This is a genomic window from Parasedimentitalea psychrophila, assembly GCF_030285785.1.
GTDB lineage: Bacteria > Pseudomonadota > Alphaproteobacteria > Rhodobacterales > Rhodobacteraceae > Parasedimentitalea > Parasedimentitalea psychrophila.
Genome location: NZ_CP127247.1, coordinates 4,504,120 through 4,522,523 on the forward strand (window position 1 = coordinate 4,504,120; position 18,404 = coordinate 4,522,523).

General features: G+C 57.3%; 14 protein-coding genes. 6 read left to right on the forward strand and 8 right to left on the reverse strand.

The window, feature by feature from the left end:
* Nucleotides 1-2: 2 nt before the first annotated feature.
* The 3 genes from QPJ95_RS21730 to QPJ95_RS21740 all read right to left on the reverse strand — a co-directional run bounded on the left by QPJ95_RS21730 (nucleotide 3) and on the right by QPJ95_RS21740 (nucleotide 4,507).
* A complete protein-coding gene (locus QPJ95_RS21730; protein ID WP_270919886.1) occupies nucleotides 3-2,357 on the reverse strand; it encodes a TRAP transporter large permease subunit in 2,355 nt (784 codons plus the stop codon).
* Nucleotides 2,358-2,374: 17 nt separating this feature from the next.
* Nucleotides 2,375-3,310, reverse strand: coding sequence for a TRAP transporter small permease subunit (locus QPJ95_RS21735; RefSeq protein WP_270919885.1), 936 nt, complete (start codon nucleotides 3,308-3,310; stop codon nucleotides 2,375-2,377).
* A gap of 114 nt (nucleotides 3,311-3,424) precedes the next feature.
* A complete protein-coding gene (locus QPJ95_RS21740; protein ID WP_270919884.1) occupies nucleotides 3,425-4,507 on the reverse strand; it encodes a TRAP transporter substrate-binding protein in 1,083 nt (360 codons plus the stop codon).
* Between the two features lie 261 nt (nucleotides 4,508-4,768).
* On the opposite strand from QPJ95_RS21740, the gene QPJ95_RS21745 reads away from it, so the two are divergent.
* The 4 genes from QPJ95_RS21745 (at nucleotide 4,769) to ilvN (ending at nucleotide 9,706) form a co-directional block, all read left to right on the forward strand.
* On the forward strand, nucleotides 4,769-6,196 hold the full coding sequence (locus QPJ95_RS21745; protein ID WP_270919883.1) for a cache domain-containing protein: 1,428 nt from the start codon (nucleotides 4,769-4,771) through the stop codon (nucleotides 6,194-6,196).
* 48 nt (nucleotides 6,197-6,244) lie between these two features.
* The gene (locus tag QPJ95_RS21750) at nucleotides 6,245-6,889 is read left to right on the forward strand and encodes a response regulator transcription factor (protein ID WP_270919882.1); all 645 of its coding nucleotides are present in this window, start codon (nucleotides 6,245-6,247) and stop codon (nucleotides 6,887-6,889) included.
* Between the two features lie 426 nt (nucleotides 6,890-7,315).
* Nucleotides 7,316-9,067 (forward strand): acetolactate synthase 3 large subunit, encoded by a 1,752-nt coding sequence (locus QPJ95_RS21755; RefSeq protein WP_270919927.1) that lies wholly within the window; start codon nucleotides 7,316-7,318, stop codon nucleotides 9,065-9,067.
* A gap of 78 nt (nucleotides 9,068-9,145) precedes the next feature.
* The gene (ilvN, locus tag QPJ95_RS21760; RefSeq protein ID WP_270919881.1) at nucleotides 9,146-9,706 is read left to right on the forward strand and encodes an acetolactate synthase small subunit; all 561 of its coding nucleotides are present in this window, start codon (nucleotides 9,146-9,148) and stop codon (nucleotides 9,704-9,706) included.
* Nucleotides 9,707-9,725: 19 nt separating this feature from the next.
* On the opposite strand, the gene QPJ95_RS21765 is transcribed toward ilvN, so the two are convergent.
* Nucleotides 9,726-10,082, reverse strand: coding sequence for a hypothetical protein (locus QPJ95_RS21765; RefSeq protein WP_270919880.1), 357 nt, complete (start codon nucleotides 10,080-10,082; stop codon nucleotides 9,726-9,728).
* 230 nt (nucleotides 10,083-10,312) lie between these two features.
* Here QPJ95_RS21765 and QPJ95_RS21770 point away from each other — a divergent pair, with 230 nt between their 5' ends.
* A complete protein-coding gene (locus QPJ95_RS21770; protein ID WP_270919879.1) occupies nucleotides 10,313-11,110 on the forward strand; it encodes a helix-turn-helix domain-containing protein in 798 nt (265 codons plus the stop codon).
* A gap of 47 nt (nucleotides 11,111-11,157) precedes the next feature.
* Here QPJ95_RS21770 and QPJ95_RS21775 read toward each other — a convergent pair whose 3' ends face one another.
* Together QPJ95_RS21775 and prfB are read right to left on the reverse strand one after the other, a co-directional pair.
* Nucleotides 11,158-11,934: a DUF2189 domain-containing protein gene (locus tag QPJ95_RS21775; protein ID WP_270919878.1), complete on the reverse strand. Its 777-nt coding sequence runs from the start codon at nucleotides 11,932-11,934 to the stop codon at nucleotides 11,158-11,160.
* Nucleotides 11,935-12,433: 499 nt separating this feature from the next.
* A complete protein-coding gene (gene prfB, locus QPJ95_RS21780) occupies nucleotides 12,434-13,555 on the reverse strand; it encodes a peptide chain release factor 2 (protein ID WP_270919877.1) in 1,122 nt (373 codons plus the stop codon).
* 77 nt (nucleotides 13,556-13,632) lie between these two features.
* Between prfB and QPJ95_RS21785 the strand changes: the two genes are divergently transcribed.
* The gene (locus tag QPJ95_RS21785; RefSeq protein WP_270919876.1) at nucleotides 13,633-14,466 is read left to right on the forward strand and encodes an aminoglycoside phosphotransferase family protein; all 834 of its coding nucleotides are present in this window, start codon (nucleotides 13,633-13,635) and stop codon (nucleotides 14,464-14,466) included.
* Here the strand turns inward: QPJ95_RS21785 and QPJ95_RS21790 are convergent.
* Entirely contained in the window at nucleotides 14,460-16,961 is a 2,502-nt protein-coding gene (locus QPJ95_RS21790) for a penicillin-binding protein 1A (protein WP_270919875.1), read from the reverse strand. The genes QPJ95_RS21785 and QPJ95_RS21790 overlap by 7 nt on opposite strands.
* 167 nt (nucleotides 16,962-17,128) lie before the next feature.
* Nucleotides 17,129-18,388: an N-acetylmuramoyl-L-alanine amidase gene (locus QPJ95_RS21795; protein ID WP_270919874.1), complete on the reverse strand. Its 1,260-nt coding sequence runs from the start codon at nucleotides 18,386-18,388 to the stop codon at nucleotides 17,129-17,131.
* Nucleotides 18,389-18,404 lie beyond the last annotated feature (16 nt).

Genomic DNA, 18,404 nt, shown 5'->3' on the forward strand with positions numbered 1-18,404 from the left:
AATCAATTGCCGATCAGCGCCGGTACAATTGTCACGATCACCGGGAAGAAATACAGCAGCGCCAACCCGCCAACCTGGATCAGCACAAACGGGATCACACCACGATAGATATGGCCGGTGGTGACCTCCTTAGGCGCCACCCCCCGCAGATAGAACAGCGCAAAGCCAAACGGCGGCGTCAGGAACGAAGTCTGCAAGTTCACCGCGATCATGATGGTCACCCACTTGGGATCAAACGAGCCACCATAGATAATCGGCCCGACAATCGGGATCACGATGTAGATGATCTCCAGGAAATCCAGCACAAAGCCGAGGAAGAACAACACCAGCATCACGATCAGAAAGACCTTCAGCTCGTTGTCGAAACTCATCAGAAACTGCTGGATATAATGCTCGCCGCCAAAGGAGATCACCACCAAGTTCAGCAGTTGCGAGCCGATCAGGATGGTGAACACCATCGAAGTCACCTTGGCGGTTTCCCGCACGATCGGTGTCAGCACGCCGCCCTTGAACAGAACCCAGCAGGCAAACAACAGGCCAAACAGCGCGTAGAGATAGGTTGCATAGGCAAAGCCAAACGCCACCCAGGTCTCAAAACTGACCTTTGGCTGATTGATGCGCAGATCAAAGTTCACCCCGATCAGGATACAGATCAGCACCGCGAATGTGGACCAGATGATGATCTTGCCCGAGCGGCCCTCATCCTGCAGACGCCGATAGGCCGCCAGCATGATGGCTCCCCCCGCCCCAAGCGCCGCGGCTGGTGTCGGATTGGTGATCCCACCCAGGATCGAGCCCAGCACGGCGACGATCAACACCAGCGGTGGGAACACCACCCGGATCAGATCATTGCGCGCACAGCGGGCCGCTGCCTCGCGACAGCCATACAAAGCCAGCAGGCCCGGCAGGGCAATCAGCAGTATGGTTCCACCTGGCGTTGTTGTTGGCGCCACCAGAACCGCATCCACCAGTGCAACCAGCAGAAGTCCGATCGTTCCCAGAATCAACGGCTTGGGATCGCTCGATGGCGAAACACCCCGTCCGGTGATCAGGACCATCCCCATCAGAACCATCAGCACAGTCAGACCCGTGCCAATTGGCGCAATGCTGTCGATCTTGGCCGCTTTCGCTGCCGCCAGATCTTCCGGTGTCAGCCGCTTGCTTTCGCTGATGCCACCAGCAGCATCAATCGCCTGTTGCTCCGCCGCCGCCACGTTCCAGGCGTCCTGGCCATGTAGATCGATCATCGAGGCCTGACATTCAGCACTGACATTGGTACGCAGGGATGCGGTTTGGCCAATATCCGAGAACGACGAGACAGTGATATTCTGACTGCCAATCAGCCCAACCGAGCCGAGCAGAAACGCACCACCAATCACACCGATCGGCGCCGCGAGGAACCAGGTCAGGCCCTCGTTACGGGTGATCGGCTCATTGGAACTCTGCGCCATCACCACTGCCGGCGCCTTGTCCGGGTTCAGCATCGCATAGCCAAAGGCATACAGCGCATAAAGCAGCGCCAGCAGAATACCCGGCAGCAGCGCCGCCTGGAACAAGGTTCCGACCGAAACCACCGCAGGCTCGCCCAAAAAGGTCAGCGCGTCAGAGCAGCCAACATCCATCGCGCGCTTTTCCTGCGCGGTGGAATAAAGGTCGCCCGCCAAGGTCCCCAGCAAAACGATCACAATAGACGGAGGGATGATCTGCCCAAGGGTACCAGAGGCCGCAATCACCCCCGTCGCCAGTTCCGGCGAGTAGTTGTTTTTCAGCATGGTCGGCAGGGCCAGCAGCCCCATGGTCACCACGGTGGCGCCGACAATACCGGTTGAGGCGGCCAGAAAAGCCCCCACCACCACAACCGAAACCGCCAGACCGCCGGGCAGCGGGCCAAACACCCGGGCCATGGTGGTCAGCAGGTCATTGGCAATTTTTGAGCGTTCCAGGGTGATCCCCATCAGCACAAACATAAGCACCGCCAGCAGCGTCTCGATCGAGGCGCCCGCCAGAACCCGTTCATTCATCCGGTTGACGATGAACGACAGGTTGCGGTCCATCGCGGTTTCCCAACCGTTGGGAAACACCGAGTGACCGGAAGTTGGCAAATCCGGGTATCGGAACACCGACACCGCGTCGGGTTTAACGCCTGAATTGATCAGGTCGCGGTAGGCTTGGGTTGAGGTATCGATCGCCTGGTGGATCAGCAGACCTGCGGAATCCAGTGAGGCAATGATACCAAATGAGATAATACCGGCACCGGCGATGGCAAAGGCCACCGGGAAACCAGAGAGGATACCTCCGAAGAGGCAGAAAAACACGATGAGCAAGCCGATTTCGACGCCATCAAGACCGAATATCATATCCGCTGTCCTTTAGATTAATGAGCGCCTTCATAGGCTTCTTCACCCTCGCCAAGGCTATCCTTGTCGAGGTATTTACCTTCACTGCCCTGACCTTCCACACATTCAAGGAACGAGCGGTAGAAGAAGGCAATTGCATGCAGGAATACCATTCCGGCAAATGACACCAGCAGGATTTTGAACAGGAAGTAGCCGTTAAATCCGTTCGGGCTGAAACTGATGGTCTCAACGTTCCAGCGCAACGCGCGTGACTTGTTCAGCAGCCGCTCCAGCGTATCACTGGCTGAGGGGTTCGGCACAATCAGGTGCCGCCACAGGAAGAACCAGCCGTACAGCCAGATCAGCACCGCCGTCGGCATCATGAAGATCAGCGAGCCGGTCATGTCGATCACCTTCTTGGTGCGGTAACTCACGCCGGCATAGACCAGATCAACGCGCACGTGACCGCCCTGCACAAAGGTGTAAGTTGCGCAGAGACAAACCACCAAGGCGTTGTATAGTTTCAGCTCTTCCGCAAACCAACTGATGTCCATCTGCAATGGAATGCCAAATCCAAAACTCATGTCAGGCCGCGCAAACACCCGCTGGATGAACACGATGATGATTTGTTGAACCACCATCAGCAGACCCGCCCAGGCAAAGAACCGACCCAGGGTATTGGCGAAGCCTTCCAGCCCACGCACCATGCCCCACATGAAGCTGCGGTAATACATCCCGATAGCGGTCAGAACCAGAAAGGTGGTGAAGACCACAAAAAAGAACTCAACCGAAGCGCCATAGTAGACAAAGCGCATAATCGCCTGCTTGTCTGACCAGTCCAGCCAAAGCTGCGGATGGCTGATCGCATAGCCAAAGTTGTAAAAGGCAATGCCAATATTGTGCACCAGCCACCAGAGCCCGTCGAAGAGCCCCCCGAATATTCCTGACAAGGAGATGCTAGTATCTTCCTGCATTTTGCCCCCGGATGATTGTCAGCAGTGGTCTGGCTGTCACGCGATCCTGCCTGCTGCAATTGATAAAAGATCCCCCGCGAGCGCGGAGGATCCAAGTGGTTGTCGACAGACGATTTAGCCCAGAACGCGGTCGCGCTGCGCGGTATAAGTGCCCGAAGACTGCTTCAACCAGGACGAAGATGCCTTCATCGAGGCCGTGTAGCTGTCGCTGATTTTCTTGAACAAATCGTCGTCCATGTTCTCAGCCATCACCTCAGCCGAAGCCTTGCCGAAGGCATCCCAGACCGAGTCAGGGAATTCCATAACTTTAACGCCACCGGCCTGCAGACGCTGCAGCGCCGCACCGTTGTTGTTCAGGAACTGAGCCAGGTTCCACTGGTGAGTGTCACCAGCAGCAACTTCGATGATCTTCTGGTGGGCTGGCGACAGGCTCTCGAACACGTCGAGGTTGGTGGCCAGGGTCAGACCTGCACCTGGCTCATGGAAGCCAGCGGTGTAATAGGTCTTGGTGATTTCCTGGAAACCAGCCTTTTCATCCGCCCAAGGACCGATCCACTCGGTGCCGTCGATGGCTCCCGAGGACAGCGCCTGATACACTTCGGAACCCGGAATGTTCTGTACGGATGCACCCAGTTTACCCAGCGCCTTGCCGCCCAGACCCGGCATACGGAACTTCAGACCGTTAAAGTCTTCCGGACCATTGATCTCTTTCTTGAACCAGCCACCGGCCTGAGCACCAGTGTTACCAGCCAGGAACGGCTTCAGACCAAAGATCTGGCCCAGTTCGTCATGCATCGCCTGGCCTTCGCCATGGTGATACCAGTTCAGCAGCTCCTGCGCGGTCATGCCAAACGGAGCCGCGGTGAAGAAGGCATAAGCCGGATGCTGACCAACAAAGTAGTAGTCGGCGGCGTGATACATGTCAGCCTGGCCCGAGGTCACGGCGTCAAACACTTCAAACGCGCCAACCAGCTCGCCTGCGGCTTTGATCTCAATGGTCAAGTTGCCATCGGACATGGCAGTGATATTGTCTGCGACGTGCTGAGCGGCGTCAAAAACGCCTGCCAGGCCACGACCCCAAGCGGTCACCATGGTCAGGGTACGCTTACCCTGGGCATAGGCCGGAGCAGCCAGAGTGGTGGCGGCTGCAGCGGAGCCGCCAAGTGCAGTAGTTTTTAGAAATGAACGACGATCCATTAGTGTTATTCCTCCCAGATTATTCGGATTGTCCTGACCCAAAGGCCGGACGGATCGATACAAGTTCGGCCAGCCTAGCCATGGCGCATTCGATGTGAATACCTACTACTGCGTAGATCCGGTCTTTTTTGACCAAAAAATCCAATTCATACGCAATTATATGTCTGCCCGCCGCCACCTGTGCGGCTTTCGTACTTATTCGGACAAAAAAGCACATCCGGGCTTTGATTTCCGGCGACCAATTGCGTATCGATTCGCTTCATGCGCTTCCTACGTCCCCTCATTCGTCCAAATTACGCTCAGAAGCTGTCCCTGTTGGCGACAATTCCTCTGATCATCGCGGTGACGGCGATCGCGGTTCTGGTGGCCTATCAGTCACGTGCCCTGGCCGAGCGCGAAATACAGGCGCTGGAACACCAGTTACTGGAGGCCAAGAAGGCGGAGCTGAGAAACTATGTCACCCAGGCCCGCAACGGATTTTCCTTTATCTATGGCCGCGCCCAGCCCGATGACGCGGCCGCCAAAACGCAAGTGGCGCAGATCCTGTCATCAATGATCTACGGAACCGACGGGTTTTTCTTTGTTTATGACTATGATGGCACCAATCTGGTCAGCCCGCGCCAAACCGAGTTCATCAATCAGAACTGGACCGGCCTGACCGATGACAACGGGGTGCCGGTGGTGGATGAATTCATCCGGCTGGCGCGCAAGGGGGCCGGCTGGCACAGCTTCATGTGGCAAAAACCCTCGACCGGAGAATCCGCCCAAATGGTGGCCTATGTGGTTGGCCTGCAGGATTGGCAGTGGGCGGTTGGCACCGGGGTTTTCATCGACGATGTGCTGGCCTCGGTGGCCGCCGCCCGCGCCGAGGTCAAGACGCGGGTACAGCGCACCTTTGTTTACATTGGCGCCATTGCCCTGATGGCGCTGATCGTGGTGTTTGCCTCAGGTATGATGCTGAACATCCGCGAACGCCGGCTGGCGGATGCCAAACTGAAAGAACTGACGCAGCGGGTGTTCGACGCCCAGGAAGAAGAGCGCGGCCGGGTTGCGCGGGAATTGCATGACGGGATCAGCCAGATCCTGGTCGGGGTGCGCTTTGCGCTGGACAATGCGCGCCGCCGCATGGCCCGCGGCGATCATGACCGGGTCCTGCCACCGCTGGACAAGGGGCTCGACTATCTGGGCACCGCAATCTCCGAAGTCCGCAGGATCAGCCGCGATCTGCGCCCCGGTGTGCTCGACGATCTGGGCCTTGGACCTGCGCTGAAGGCCCTGACCAGTGATTTTGCAGCCCGCACTGGTATCGAAACCGAATTCAGCACAGTGGTTTTCAGCAACCGGCTGGACCAGAACAGCAAGATCGCGCTGTATCGCATCGCCCAGGAGGCGCTGACAAATATCGAACGCCATGCCAATGCCACGCATGTTACTATGGACCTGCGCGGCCACACCAAAGGGGCCACCATGCGCATCACCGACAACGGCACCGGTTTACCCCCGCAACAGGACCGCAGCGGCTCAGGCATCGGGCTGCGCAATATGCAGGAACGGATCGAACAGCTTGACGGCACCCTGCGCATTCTGTCATCACGTGGCACCCAAGGCGGCACGGTGATCGAAGCCCGTCTGCCATTAAGTCACTTGCTGCCGCCCGGCGGCGGCACAGACTCCAGCCAGGTGCAATAGCGCCAAGAATCCGGGACCTGAATCGCGCATATGAATGTGGGGAAACTGATGACCAAACCAATTCGCGTGCTGATAGTGGATGATCACCCGATGGTCGCCGAGGGAATTCAGTCCATCCTAGAGACATATGACGACATCGAAGTTGTCGCCACATTGAACACCGGGCGCGAGGCCGTCAACCGCGCTGCGGAGCTGGCCCCGGACGTGATCCTGATGGACCTGAACATGCCCGAACTTGGGGGTCTCAGCGCCACCGAGATCCTGCTGGAACGGGCCCCGGCCACGCGCATCCTGATCCTGACAATGCATAACAGCCCAGAATACATCTCTAGTGCTCTCAGCCATGGCGCCATGGGGTATATTCTCAAGGATGTGCCCACTGACGAGATCAAACTGGCCATCGACGCCGTCATGCAGGGCAGGAAATACCTCTGCACAGGCGCCAAAGGCTCACTGGAGCCAAAAGACGGAAACACCCGCGAGTCCCTGACAACCCGCGAACAGACCATTCTACTGGAACTGGCACAGGGAAAGTCCAACAAAGAGGTTGCTCTGGTGCTTGATATCTCGGTGCGCACGGTTGAGACCCACCGCAAAAACATCAAGCGCAAACTTGGCATCAGCTCCACCGCCGGTCTGACCCGCTATGCGCTGGAGCATGGGGTGCTGCAGGGAACCGGCGCCGGACTCTAGGCCCAGATCTCTCCGCTTTCACATCGCCGAAATCATCTGGCTGAAACGCCACCCAGAGCCGATTGCACTTTGTCATTGGCACCGGCCGGTGCCAATGCATAGCCGCCCGAGTCACATTCAACCGGGACTCAGGGCTGATTTTCGCGAATATTTCACAGAGCAACCCGCCAACGCAATAAAATGTCAAATTTCAGTCCAGATTCGACCCAATTACCTGTTGACGCCCCCGGCGACCCTCCATAATGTCGCCTTTAACGCAAAAGGAGCCAGGGACAATGATCACCCTAGTCGTCATCGTAGGAACCAAGCGCATGGGCCGGTAACGGTAAACCATTTTCGAACCCATGCGCCTCCGACAAAAAATCGGGGGCTTTTTTTATGCGCAATGAATTTGAAGACACAGACGACGTCAATGGAGCAAAGCAGATGACACGTGAGATGACCGGTGCAAAAATGGTGATTCAAGCCCTGAAGGATCAGGGTGTGGACACAGTATTTGGATACCCCGGCGGTGCTGTCCTACCGATCTATGACGAAATTTTTCAGCAAAACGACATCCAGCACATTCTGGTGCGCCACGAACAGGGCGCGGTCCATGCAGCCGAGGGCTATGCCCGCTCCACCGGAAAACCTGGTGTTGCGCTGGTGACTTCGGGGCCCGGCGCCACCAACGCGGTGACCGGATTGACCGATGCGCTGCTGGATTCGATCCCGATCATTGTTCTCACCGGGCAAGTCCCAAGTTTCATGATCGGATCCGATGCCTTTCAGGAGGCCGACACCATTGGCATCACCCGCCCCTGCACCAAGCATAACTGGCTGGTCAAGGACACCGAAAAACTGGCGAGCGTATTGCACGAGGCCTTTCATGTCGCCACCTCTGGCCGCCCCGGACCTGTCCTGATCGACATCCCCAAAGACGTGCAGTTTGCCACTGGCACCTACTGCGGCCCCAAACCCTCGGCGTCCCATTACCAGCCATCGGTCAAGGGCGACCTGACCTCGATTACCGAACTGGTCGCCGCCCTGGAAAAAGCCAAACGCCCGGTGTTCTACACCGGCGGCGGGGTCATCAACTCGGGTCCGGCAGCTGGCCAGCTGTTGCGCGAATTGGTCGACGCCACCGGCTTTCCAATCACCTCCACCCTGATGGGGCTGGGCGCCTATCCGGCCTCAGGCAAACATTGGCTGGGGATGCTGGGGATGCACGGGCTGTATGAGGCCAACATGGCGATGCACGACTGCGACCTGATGATCAACATCGGGGCGCGTTTTGACGACCGTATCACCGGTGTTCTGAGCTCCTTCTCGCCGAACTCCACCAAGGCCCACATCGACATCGACCCCTCGTCGATCAACAAGATTGTTCGCATTGATATACCGATAGTCGGCGACGTTGGCCATGTGCTCGAAGACCTCCTGAAGGTCTGGAAATCACGCGGCCGCAAGACCAATACCGAGGCGGTGGTGTCGTGGAATCGTCAGATTGATGAATGGCGCAAGGTGGATTGCCTGAAGTTTGCCAAGGATGAGAAGATCATCAAGCCACAATACGCTTTGCAACGGTTAGAGGCCCTGACCAAGAAATACGACCGTTACATCACCACCGAGGTGGGCCAGCACCAGATGTGGGCCGCCCAGTACCTGAATTTTGAGGATCCCAATCGCTGGATGACATCGGGTGGCTTGGGCACCATGGGCTATGGCTTCCCCGCCTCGATCGGGGTGCAGGTGGCGCATCCAGATGCGCTGGTGATCAACGTCGCGGGCGAGGCCTCGTGGCTGATGAACATGCAGGAAATGGGCACCGCTATGCAGTATAAGCTACCGGTGAAACAGTTCATCCTAAATAACGAACGCTTGGGCATGGTCCGCCAGTGGCAGGAATTGCTGCACGGATCGCGCTATTCGCAATCCTGGTCCGAATCCCTGCCCGACTTTGTCAAACTGGCCGAGGCCTTTGGTGCCAAGGGCATCCGCTGCTCGGACCCTGCTGATCTGGATGACGCCATCATGGAGATGCTCGAGTATGATGGCCCGGTGATTTTTGACTGCCTGGTGACCAAACACGAAAACTGCTTCCCGATGATCCCTTCGGGCAAGGCGCATAATGAAATGCTACTGGGTGAGGCCGATACCGAAGGCGCCATTCAGGCCGGCGGTGCGGTGCTGGTTTAACCAGACCCGTTTTCTACTTAGAAAACGGCCCGGAAAATTCGAATTTTCCGGGTCACGAGGAACCGAAAGGGACTATACATGTCTGCCCTACACATCAAAAAAGGCTCGACCCGCCATTCCGCCTATAACCTGCGCCCGACGTTTTCGGACGTGCAGGAACGGCACACGCTTGCGGTTTTGGTCGAAAACGAACCCGGTGTCCTGGCCCGTGTCATCGGCTTGTTCGCCGGCCGTGGTTACAACATCGAAAGCCTGACCGTCGCCGAAGTGGACCATACCGGCCACCTGAGCCGCATCACCATTGTCACCAAGGGTACTCCCCAGGTGATCGAGCAGATCAAGGCCCAGCTGGGCCGCATCGTAACGGTGCGTGAGGTGCATGACCTGACCGTAGAAGGCACCACAGTGGAGCGGGAACTGGCCATCTTCAAGGTGTCCGGGGAAGGCGAAAAACGGGTCGAGGCCCTGCGCCTGGCGGACATTTTTCGCGCCAATGTTGTCGACAGCACCCTGACCAGCTTTGTGTTTGAAATCACCGGCGCGCCGGACAAGATAGACGCCTTTGCCGATCTGATGCGGCCGCTGGGTCTGGTCGAAGTGGCCCGGACCGGTGTGGCAGCATTGTTGCGAGGCGACTAGGCACCCCGCCGATCCAATACTACCCAACACATTTGCGGCGCGATGCATTTTCGCGCTGCTTTTGCTTTAAATGCCCCGCAAAGGGAATAATCCGCGCGGTTTTCTGAGTGCGGTCCGGTTTTGGAACCGCATCAGGCAGTGCAGCTATCAAACTCTGCGCTAATCCCAGACAGGCCATTTCCGCCAAAACCTGAGGGTTTTCCGCCTTCCGCTTATTCTGCTGCAGGGTCAGGTCGAAACAAACCAGATCACCTTCGTGCAGATCCACCACTTCCAGAGCCGTCTTCTGCGCGTAAAATGCCAGGTCGCCCTGATCTTCACACCAAATGACAGCCCTTTTCTGACCTGCATCGCTCCAGAGCACCACACCATTCATCTCATACCTCTTCCTGAACACCCCTCAATTCTGATCCAATTGGCAGCGTTCAAACATGGTTAATTCGGCGTCTGGCTATTGCTTTTTGTGTCTGAGTGGATAGCTTGTTGACCTATCGCAGCGTCACATCTGTCACTACTTGGCGTCAATAAGACGAAACTGCCCTGAAAAATTCCAGTTCGGGCATTGCAGCTTACTATTGAATTGAACAATTTTAAGGTCAGAGTCCAATGGCAAAGGTACCCCTTTCTCCGGCAGATTTGCGAAGCGTGTTTGGCGCCAATCTACGCCATCTGTCAAAAAAATACCCGTCCATTTCCGAACTGACGCGTCAGTTGAGCATCAACAGGACCCAGTTCAATCGCTATTTATCTGGCGAGAGTTTTCCGCGGCCGGATATTTTGGACCGGATCTGTTCGTTTTTTAATGTCGATGCGCGCATCCTGCTAGAGCCGGTCAACGAGCTTGAAACCAAGGGGAAAGTCCTCAACGGTCAATTCCTGAAAGACTTTCTTGGGCCGGGCGTCAGTTCGCTTTCGGAACAGTCATTTCCATCTGGAATCTATCGTTTTTCAAGACGCAGCTTCATCAGGGACAACCACTATCTGGTTGGCCTGTCGTATATTTTTCGCTCTGAAGGAGTCACTTATGTCAAAGGATTCGAGCCCAAAGAAGCAATGCGTCATCAGGGGCTGCCCTCGTTTTCACACTCGCGTGAGTTTCGCGGTTACGCGACCCGTCAGGATGACGGCGTTGCGCTGATCATCGCCCGGCGGGGGGCCTTGACCTGTTCCTTCAACTACCTTGCACGGGTGGCCTCGCTTGAGAATAATTTCTGGGTTGGCTACGTCAGCCGCACGGTGCGCGAAGGCAGCAGCGGCATCCGGGTCACCAAAATGGTCTACGAGCATTTGGGTGGTAAATTCGGTGACATCCTTGGCGCCGCGCGGGGGACAGGTTTTGTCCCAGAAGCGGGTTTGATGCCATTTCATCACCATTTGCTGCAGATCACAGAGCCGTTCCACTAACCGGGCAGCCCATGCTGTATTTCCGCCGCACAGGGCGTCACCCTGGATTATGGCTCGGCCACCACTATCAACCGATAGACATGCCAGCTTGAATGGCCCAGCAGCGGCAAAACCAGCAATAGTCCGACAAACCCAGGCAACATCGCGACAAACGTGGTGACTGCGATAAACGCCGCCCAACTGATCATCAGTGGAAAATTCTGCAAAACATACTGAAAGCTTGTGATCATCGCAGTGACAAAGTCAATTTCGCGGTCCAGCAAAAGCGGCAGAGACAGCACGGTGAGCATGAATAAAAGCAGTGCAATCAATGCGCCGATCAGGGTTCCAACGCCCAGCATCATCAGCCCGCTGGAGGATAGGAACACATCCAGCGATGACGACACATTGGTCATCGGAGACAAGCCCAGAAACAGTGCAAAGGTCAGATGGCCGAGGAAAAACCAAAACAGAAAAACCACCACGATTATAGCACAGAGCGACGGAAGCTGGCGGCTGCCCTGCTGCAACACGGCCCGAAGTACGTCTCTCAGGTTCTTCGGCCTGCCCTGTTCCAACCGGTGCGAAACCTCATACAGGCCCACAGCAGCAAAGGGGCCGACCAGTGGAAAGCCAATGGCCGCCAGAACCAGCCAAAACGTGGTCCCTGTCGCCTGTGTGATCCAGACCATGACCCAGCCGGCCAAGATATATAGCCCGGAAAATATCAATCCAAGTTCGGGTCTGGTGCGGAAATCCTTCCAACCCTGACGTACCGCCTGACGTAAGATGGCCAAAGTCATCGGCCGAAGCTGAGGCACGCCAAAATCTTTCTCTGTAATCATGAATGTCTCCTCCCAAAGACTCCCCCTCCCCGACCTCCCGGGGCAACAGGTATTGTTCTGGTCACAAAATGACCTGTTGGCTGGTGTTGCCAAGGGCTGGAAACTCCCGGTCTGCCCCAGTGTCACATTCGATTGCGTTCATTCATTATAGGTCTCCATCTGCACTCAGTTGATCTGTTTCAAATGCAAACAACCCGCCTTTTGGTGCCATCGCAGGCCCCGCAGTCGGTCAATTGACACGGCATTGGCCGATAGGCAAAACAGTTTTAGAACAGCAGCTTGAAGGTATTAGTTTGAGTGGCTTACGAAAGTTTCAAAGCAAGCCTACTGCCTGAATTCACACAATCAAATAGATAGCTCACATACATCTTTTATTAATGCATATTTCCCGCAAATGGGCGTCTCGGGGAATGTCACCAACCAGCCGCCTGTTGTGCGCCAGCATGCAAAAAGCCGGGTTGCCCCGGCTTTCATTGACCCAACTCCGATTAGTGGCGGTCTAGGCCTGCGCCTCAGCGCGGCTTTTGCCGGCAACATTCATCGCCAGAGTGGCAGCCATAAAGCCATCCAGATCGCCGTCCAGCACCCCCTTGGTGTCCGAGGTCTCGTGACTGGTCCGCAGATCCTTGACCATCTGGTAGGGCTGCAGCACGTATGAGCGGATCTGGTTGCCCCAGCCTGCATCGCCAGCGTTTTCATGCACCTCGTTTACCAGCGCACTGCGCTTGTCCAACTCCATCTGATAGAGCCGTGATTTCAGAGCCTTCATCGCGATGTCGCGGTTCTGGTGCTGTGACTTTTCCGAGCTGGTGACAACAATACCGGTGGGGTGGTGGGTGATCCGCACCGCCGAATCGGTGGTGTTGACGTGCTGACCACCCGCCCCTGATGAGCGGTAGGTATCAAGTCGGATGTCGGCCGGATTGACCTCAATCTCAATATTGTCGTCCACCACCGGGTACACTTTCACCGAGGTGAATGACGTGTGCCGCTTGGCCGCCGAGTCAAACGGTGAAATCCGCACCAAACGATGCACACCGCTCTCGGATTTCAACCAGCCATAGGCATTGTGCCCAGTAATCTTATAGGACGCCGACTTGATCCCGGCCTCTTCACCGGCACTCTCCGACTGCAGCTCGACCTTATAGCCTTTTTTCTCGGCCCAGCGGACATACATCCGCGCCAGCATCGAGGCCCAGTCGCAGCTTTCCGTGCCACCCGCGCCTGAGTTTATCTCAAGGAAGGTGTCGTTGCTGTCAGCCTCGCCGTCCAGCAGCGCTTCCAGCTCTTTCTCTGCCGCTTTGGCAGCCAACGTCTTCAGCCCGTCTTCGGCCTCACCTATGACCTCTTTGTCATCTTCCATCTCGCCCATTTCGATAAGCTCGACGTTATCAGCCATGTCCTGCTTGATGCCTGTGTAGGTGTCCATTGCATCGACCAGCATCTGCCGTTCGCGCATCAGTTTTTGCGCGGCTTCTGGATTGTCCCACAGATTGGGATCTTCGACGCGGGCGTCGAATTCCTCGAGCCGATGCGGCGCGGTTTCCTTGTCCATTCGCTGGGCGAGCAGGTCCAGAGATTTCTCAATCTCGGCCACATAGTTCTGGATCTCGGCGCGCATGGTTTGGTCCCAACTTGATCTATAAGGTCTGCGTGATACCAAGACCTGAAGGACACCACAAGATGATGGGAAGCGTTATGACTGATGGTCTTGCGGCAATAATGGCCCGGTGGCAGCTGACCAGTCCGGAAAACCTGTCTAAAACACCAATTGCCCAGCTTTGGCGCGTGCGCCAGGCAAATGGCACTCTGGCTGTTCTTAAAGTGTACAGGCAGGCCAGTCGGGGCAACGAGGCAGCAGGAGCCGCCCTGCTCAATGCCTGGTCCAAAAAGGGGGCGGTTCGAATATTCAAAGACAGCCGATCGGCACTGTTGATGGAGTGGCTAGACGGACCAAGTCTGGGTGACATTGCACGCGCAGGCGATGCGCCACGGGCGGATCAGCTACTCTGTGATACGGCCCGATGCCTACACCACCACCCAGTATCCGCCTTGCCAGATCTATGCGCACTAGAGGAGGTTTTTGTCCCTCTATTGGTGCTTGGAATTGCCCTGGATTGCCATCCCAATCTGCGCCAAGACATGTTGCGCGCCACTGAATTGGCACGGCAATTGCTCGCCCATCAGCCGCCGCCTGTGCCATTGCATGGCGATCTACACCATGACAATATCATCCTGACCTCCTCAGGCCCGCAAGCGTTTGATGCAAAGGGATATATTGGCGACCCTGCCTTTGAACTGGCTAATGCCCTGCGTCACCCCAAGGGGCTGCCCGCGCTGGTCCGCAACCAAGACCGCATCACAGAGGTGACAAAGCGTTTTGCTGAGGCGCTAAAGGTGCCGCCGCTACGGCTCGCGCAGTGGGCCGCAGCCAAATGCGCCCTGTCCATTGCTTACCGGGCAAAGGGCATGCTGTCCCAGGACGACGAAGCTGATTTGCTGGCCTTGTTGCTGGCTCAGGCCGGTCAATAAAGCCCCCCAGAGCTGACCGTGCCAAACGTCGCCTTGGGCCCCAGAACCGCGGTGCCGCCGCTTGAGGTTGTGACCTGTCGACCTGAGTCATTGATCTCTTCAAACAACGGTAGGTTTGATCCCATGGCAAATCCGCCATCATAGCTCAGCCCGAAGATCGGCTCAGCCCCATCGCGGAAATATTCAGCCACAACATACTCGCCACTGGCCTCATCCGGCAGACGGGCCCCGGTATAGCGGTCGATCTTGATGAAATGGCCACCCGGCGGCACGTCAAAGGGACCGCCGCCGTATTTGGCCGTCGCCTTCTCCATGAACTGCTGGAACACCGGGCCACAGGTATTGCCCCCATAGGTACCCCGCCCCAGTGGCCGTGGCCGATCATGACCAATGTAGCAGCCCGCCACAATATTCGAGGTAAAACCCACAAACCAGACGTCCCGCGCCTCGTTTGTGGTGCCGGTCTTGCCCGCGGTCGGCACCCCCAGGTGCACATTGCCAGAGGCGGTGCCACGTTCCACCACACCGCGCATCATCGAGGTCAGCTGATAGGCGGTGATCGGGTCCATCACCTGATCACGATCGGTGATAATCCGGGGCGCCACACCCTCGGGCAGCATGGTCGATGAGCAATCCACACAATCGCGGTCATCATGGCGATAAATCGTCAGCCCATCGCGATCCTGAATACGGTCAACCAGGGTTGGCTTCAGCCGCTCGCCGCCATTGGCAAACATTGCATAGGCGGTCACCATTTTGTACAGCGTGGTCTCCTCCGAGCCCAGCGAGTTGGCCAGATAGGGGCCCATCTCGTCATAGACACCAAAGCGTTCCGCATAGCCCGCAACCACCGGCATGCCAATTTCCTGGGCCAAACGGATTGTCATCAGGTTCCGAGAGCGCTCAATGCCGGTGCGCAGTGGCGTTGGCCCATAGAATTTATTCGACGAATTGCGCGGCCGCCACAGCCCTTGCGGTGTATTCACCTCGATCGGCGCATCCACAACAATGGTTGCCGGGCTATAGCCGCTGTCCAGTGCCGCAGCATAGACAAAGGGTTTGAAACTGGATCCCGGCTGGCGTTGTGCCTGGGTGGCGCGATTGAACACAGAATGCTGATAGGAAAACCCGCCCTGCATCGCCAACACCCGGCCCGAGTTCACGTCCATCGCCACAAAGCCGCCCTGCACTTCGGGAATTTGCCGCAATGACCAATGCTGAAAGGCGTCATCCTTGGTCTGCGCCCGCACCAGAACCACGTCACCGAGGGTGAGGTTATCCTTGAAACTCCCCTTCATCCAACTGATGTCCGCGCGCGGCACCGCGCCAATCGCTGCGGCCCCCTCGACGCCCACGGTCAGCTCTCTATCGCCGACCGCCAAGACCACCGCCGGCAGCCACTCGCCCCCCAGTGTGACATCTCTGGGCACATCGCTCGCCGCCAAGGCAGCCCGCCAGGCGGTCTCATCCTTCAGCAGATCCGCCGCAATCGTCAGCTCAGTGCCACGCCAGATCCCGCGCGAGCGGTCGTATTTTTCTAACCCCGTGCGCAGCGACAGCGCCGCCACCCGCTGCATTTCCGCATCAATGGTGGCGCGAACGGTAAAGCCGCCGGTAAAAAACTCACCCTCGCCAAAATCGACCGACAGCTGGCGGCGAATTTCATCGGTGAAATAGTCCCGTGGTGGCAGCGCGGTACGGAAACTCTCAAAATCACCGTTCTGCACCGAGCGCAGCGGCTGCTGCACTTCAACCCGGTAAACCGCCTCCGAAATATAGCCGTTCTGATACATTTCCCGCAGCACATAATCGCGCCGATCGGTCAGCCGCTGTTTGCCGCGCACCGGATGAAACTTGCCCGGCGCCTTGGGCAGGGAGGCGAGAAATGCCGCCTCATGCGGCGCCAGTTCTTCCAGCGTCTTGTTGAAATAAGTCTGCGAGGCTGCCGCCACCCCGTAAGAGTTCTGCCCCAGAAAGATCTCATTCATATAGAGCTCAAGGATCTGCTCCTTATCCAGCGTCTCCTCCAGCCGCGCCGCCAGGATGATTTCCTTGATCTTGCGCTCGGCCTTGCGATCGCCGGACAACAGGAAGTTCTTCATCACCTGCTGGGTGATGGTCGAGGCCCCCCGCACATTGGACCCTCGAGAGCGCACCGCCTCAATGGCGGCGGCCGCAATCCCGCGCATGTCATAGCCCTTATGGCTATAGAAATTCTTATCCTCAGCTGAAATGAAAGCCTGTTTCACCAAATCGGGGATCTCATCCGACGGCGCAAACAAACGGCGTTCCTTGGCAAACTCATCAATCAGTTGCCCCTCGCCTGAATAAATCCGGCTGATGGTCGGAGGCTGATACTGGGCCAGCGATTCGTGGCTGGGCAAATCACGCCCATAGATCCAGAACACGGCACCAACCGTCAGCGCCACCATCGCAATACCCAGCGTGATGGTACTAAAGATGGAGCCAAAGAATGAGAGAATAATCCTAAGCACTATACGGCCTTCCTGTGCACATGGCGCCTATATAAGGGCGCCAGCGCCAATGGTCAAAACAACAGATGGCGGTAATGCGCCATTTGCCCGCCCGCGAGCCAGTTGGATCTTCATCTGGCGCTAAATATCCCGGGGTTTGGGGCAGCGCCCCACCTGTATCATTGCATCTATTGTCGAACCAAGGCTCTGCGCGCAGCATCTTCCTCGCGCCAGCTCACCAGTCCATTCAAAATCCCGCGCGTCATTGTCGCCCGCCACGCGGGATCTTGCAGGTTTTTCAAATCACGCGGGCTGGACAGAAATCCGATCTCGATCAGCACTGAGGGGATATCCGCCGCCTTCAGCACCGAAAATCCCGCCGAGCGCAGCGGCCGGCGGTTCATCGGGCCGCCCTGATTGGCCATTCCCTCAACCAGGGCCTGGGCCAAGGCGTCACTGCGTGGCTGGGTCTCCTGCCGTGCCAGGTCCAGCAAGATACCGGTAACACGGTCATCCGCATCACTCAGATCCACGCCAGCCAAAAGATCACTGCGGTCATGTCGCTCCGCCAATTTGGCTGACGCCACATCCGAGGCTTCGGGCGACAGCACATGCACCGTCGCACCATGGGCCAGGCCTTCCGACAGGGAATCCGCATGGAGCGAGACAAACAGATCCGCTCCGGCCTGATGGGCCAGCGCAATGCGACGCTCCAGCGAGACAAAATAATCCCCGTCGCGGGTCAGTTGCACCTTAAAACGTCCCGACCGCACCAGTTCTTCACCCAGTTCAATGGCAAATCCCAGGATCAGATCCTTTTCCACCACCGCAGAACCATCTACTTTAGCCTCAGCGCCCGGATCAATGCCGCCATGACCAGGATCCAACACCACCAGCAACGGCGCATCCGAGCCCCGCGTTATGGGCGCAGGCAGACCTTCCGCCGGTGGCAGATCCCAGCGCGCATCCGTCGGGGCACCTACACTGGAAGCAAAGCTCTCGGCACTGGTCGAGGTTAGCTGCAGCTGCAATTTCGCCTGTGCCGTCACCGTATCGATATCCAGCGCCGCGCTTTCAACCTTCAGCGGGCCAGCCAATTCCAGCACCATCCGCGACCAACCCGGCACATAGGTGCCAAACTGTACCCGAGTGACCTGCTGCCCCTGCAACAAAGCCTCCGACCTCAACCCACGCCAGTCCACCTCCTGAAAATCAAGCACCAGACGCGGCGGGTCGTTCAGAGTGAACAACCGATAGGGCACCCCCTGGCTCAGGCCTAGCGCGATATGGGCACCGCCATTGTCGCGGTCCTCAATCCGGCTGGAGGCAGGATCAATGCGCGCCAGCCCGCTGAATCCCTGGGTCTGGGCCTGAGTCTGGGCATGGGCCGGTCCCCCCGGCCAGTTCAGGGCCAGGGTAAATGCTATGAGTGTAAAAACTCTGCTCATCTGTCTCACGCCTTTT

Coding starts and splice junctions, on each gene's coding strand:
- QPJ95_RS21765 (WP_270919880.1), bottom strand. CDS start 10,082: ATGAATGGTGTGGTGCTCTGGAGCGATGCAGGTCAGAAAAGGGCTGTC.
- QPJ95_RS21730 (WP_270919886.1), bottom strand. CDS start 2,357: ATGATATTCGGTCTTGATGGCGTCGAAATCGGCTTGCTCATCGTGTTT.
- QPJ95_RS21775 (WP_270919878.1), bottom strand. CDS start 11,934: ATGATTACAGAGAAAGATTTTGGCGTGCCTCAGCTTCGGCCGATGACT.
- QPJ95_RS21745 (WP_270919883.1), top strand. CDS start 4,769: ATGCGCTTCCTACGTCCCCTCATTCGTCCAAATTACGCTCAGAAGCTG.
- QPJ95_RS21755 (WP_270919927.1), top strand. CDS start 7,316: ATGACACGTGAGATGACCGGTGCAAAAATGGTGATTCAAGCCCTGAAG.
- QPJ95_RS21735 (WP_270919885.1), bottom strand. CDS start 3,310: ATGCAGGAAGATACTAGCATCTCCTTGTCAGGAATATTCGGGGGGCTC.
- QPJ95_RS21740 (WP_270919884.1), bottom strand. CDS start 4,507: ATGGATCGTCGTTCATTTCTAAAAACTACTGCACTTGGCGGCTCCGCT.
- ilvN (WP_270919881.1), top strand. CDS start 9,146: ATGTCTGCCCTACACATCAAAAAAGGCTCGACCCGCCATTCCGCCTAT.
- prfB (WP_270919877.1), bottom strand. CDS start 13,555: ATGCGCGCCGAGATCCAGAACTATGTGGCCGAGATTGAGAAATCTCTG.
- QPJ95_RS21795 (WP_270919874.1), bottom strand. CDS start 18,388: ATGAGCAGAGTTTTTACACTCATAGCATTTACCCTGGCCCTGAACTGG.
- QPJ95_RS21785 (WP_270919876.1), top strand. CDS start 13,633: ATGACTGATGGTCTTGCGGCAATAATGGCCCGGTGGCAGCTGACCAGT.
- QPJ95_RS21770 (WP_270919879.1), top strand. CDS start 10,313: ATGGCAAAGGTACCCCTTTCTCCGGCAGATTTGCGAAGCGTGTTTGGC.
- QPJ95_RS21750 (WP_270919882.1), top strand. CDS start 6,245: ATGACCAAACCAATTCGCGTGCTGATAGTGGATGATCACCCGATGGTC.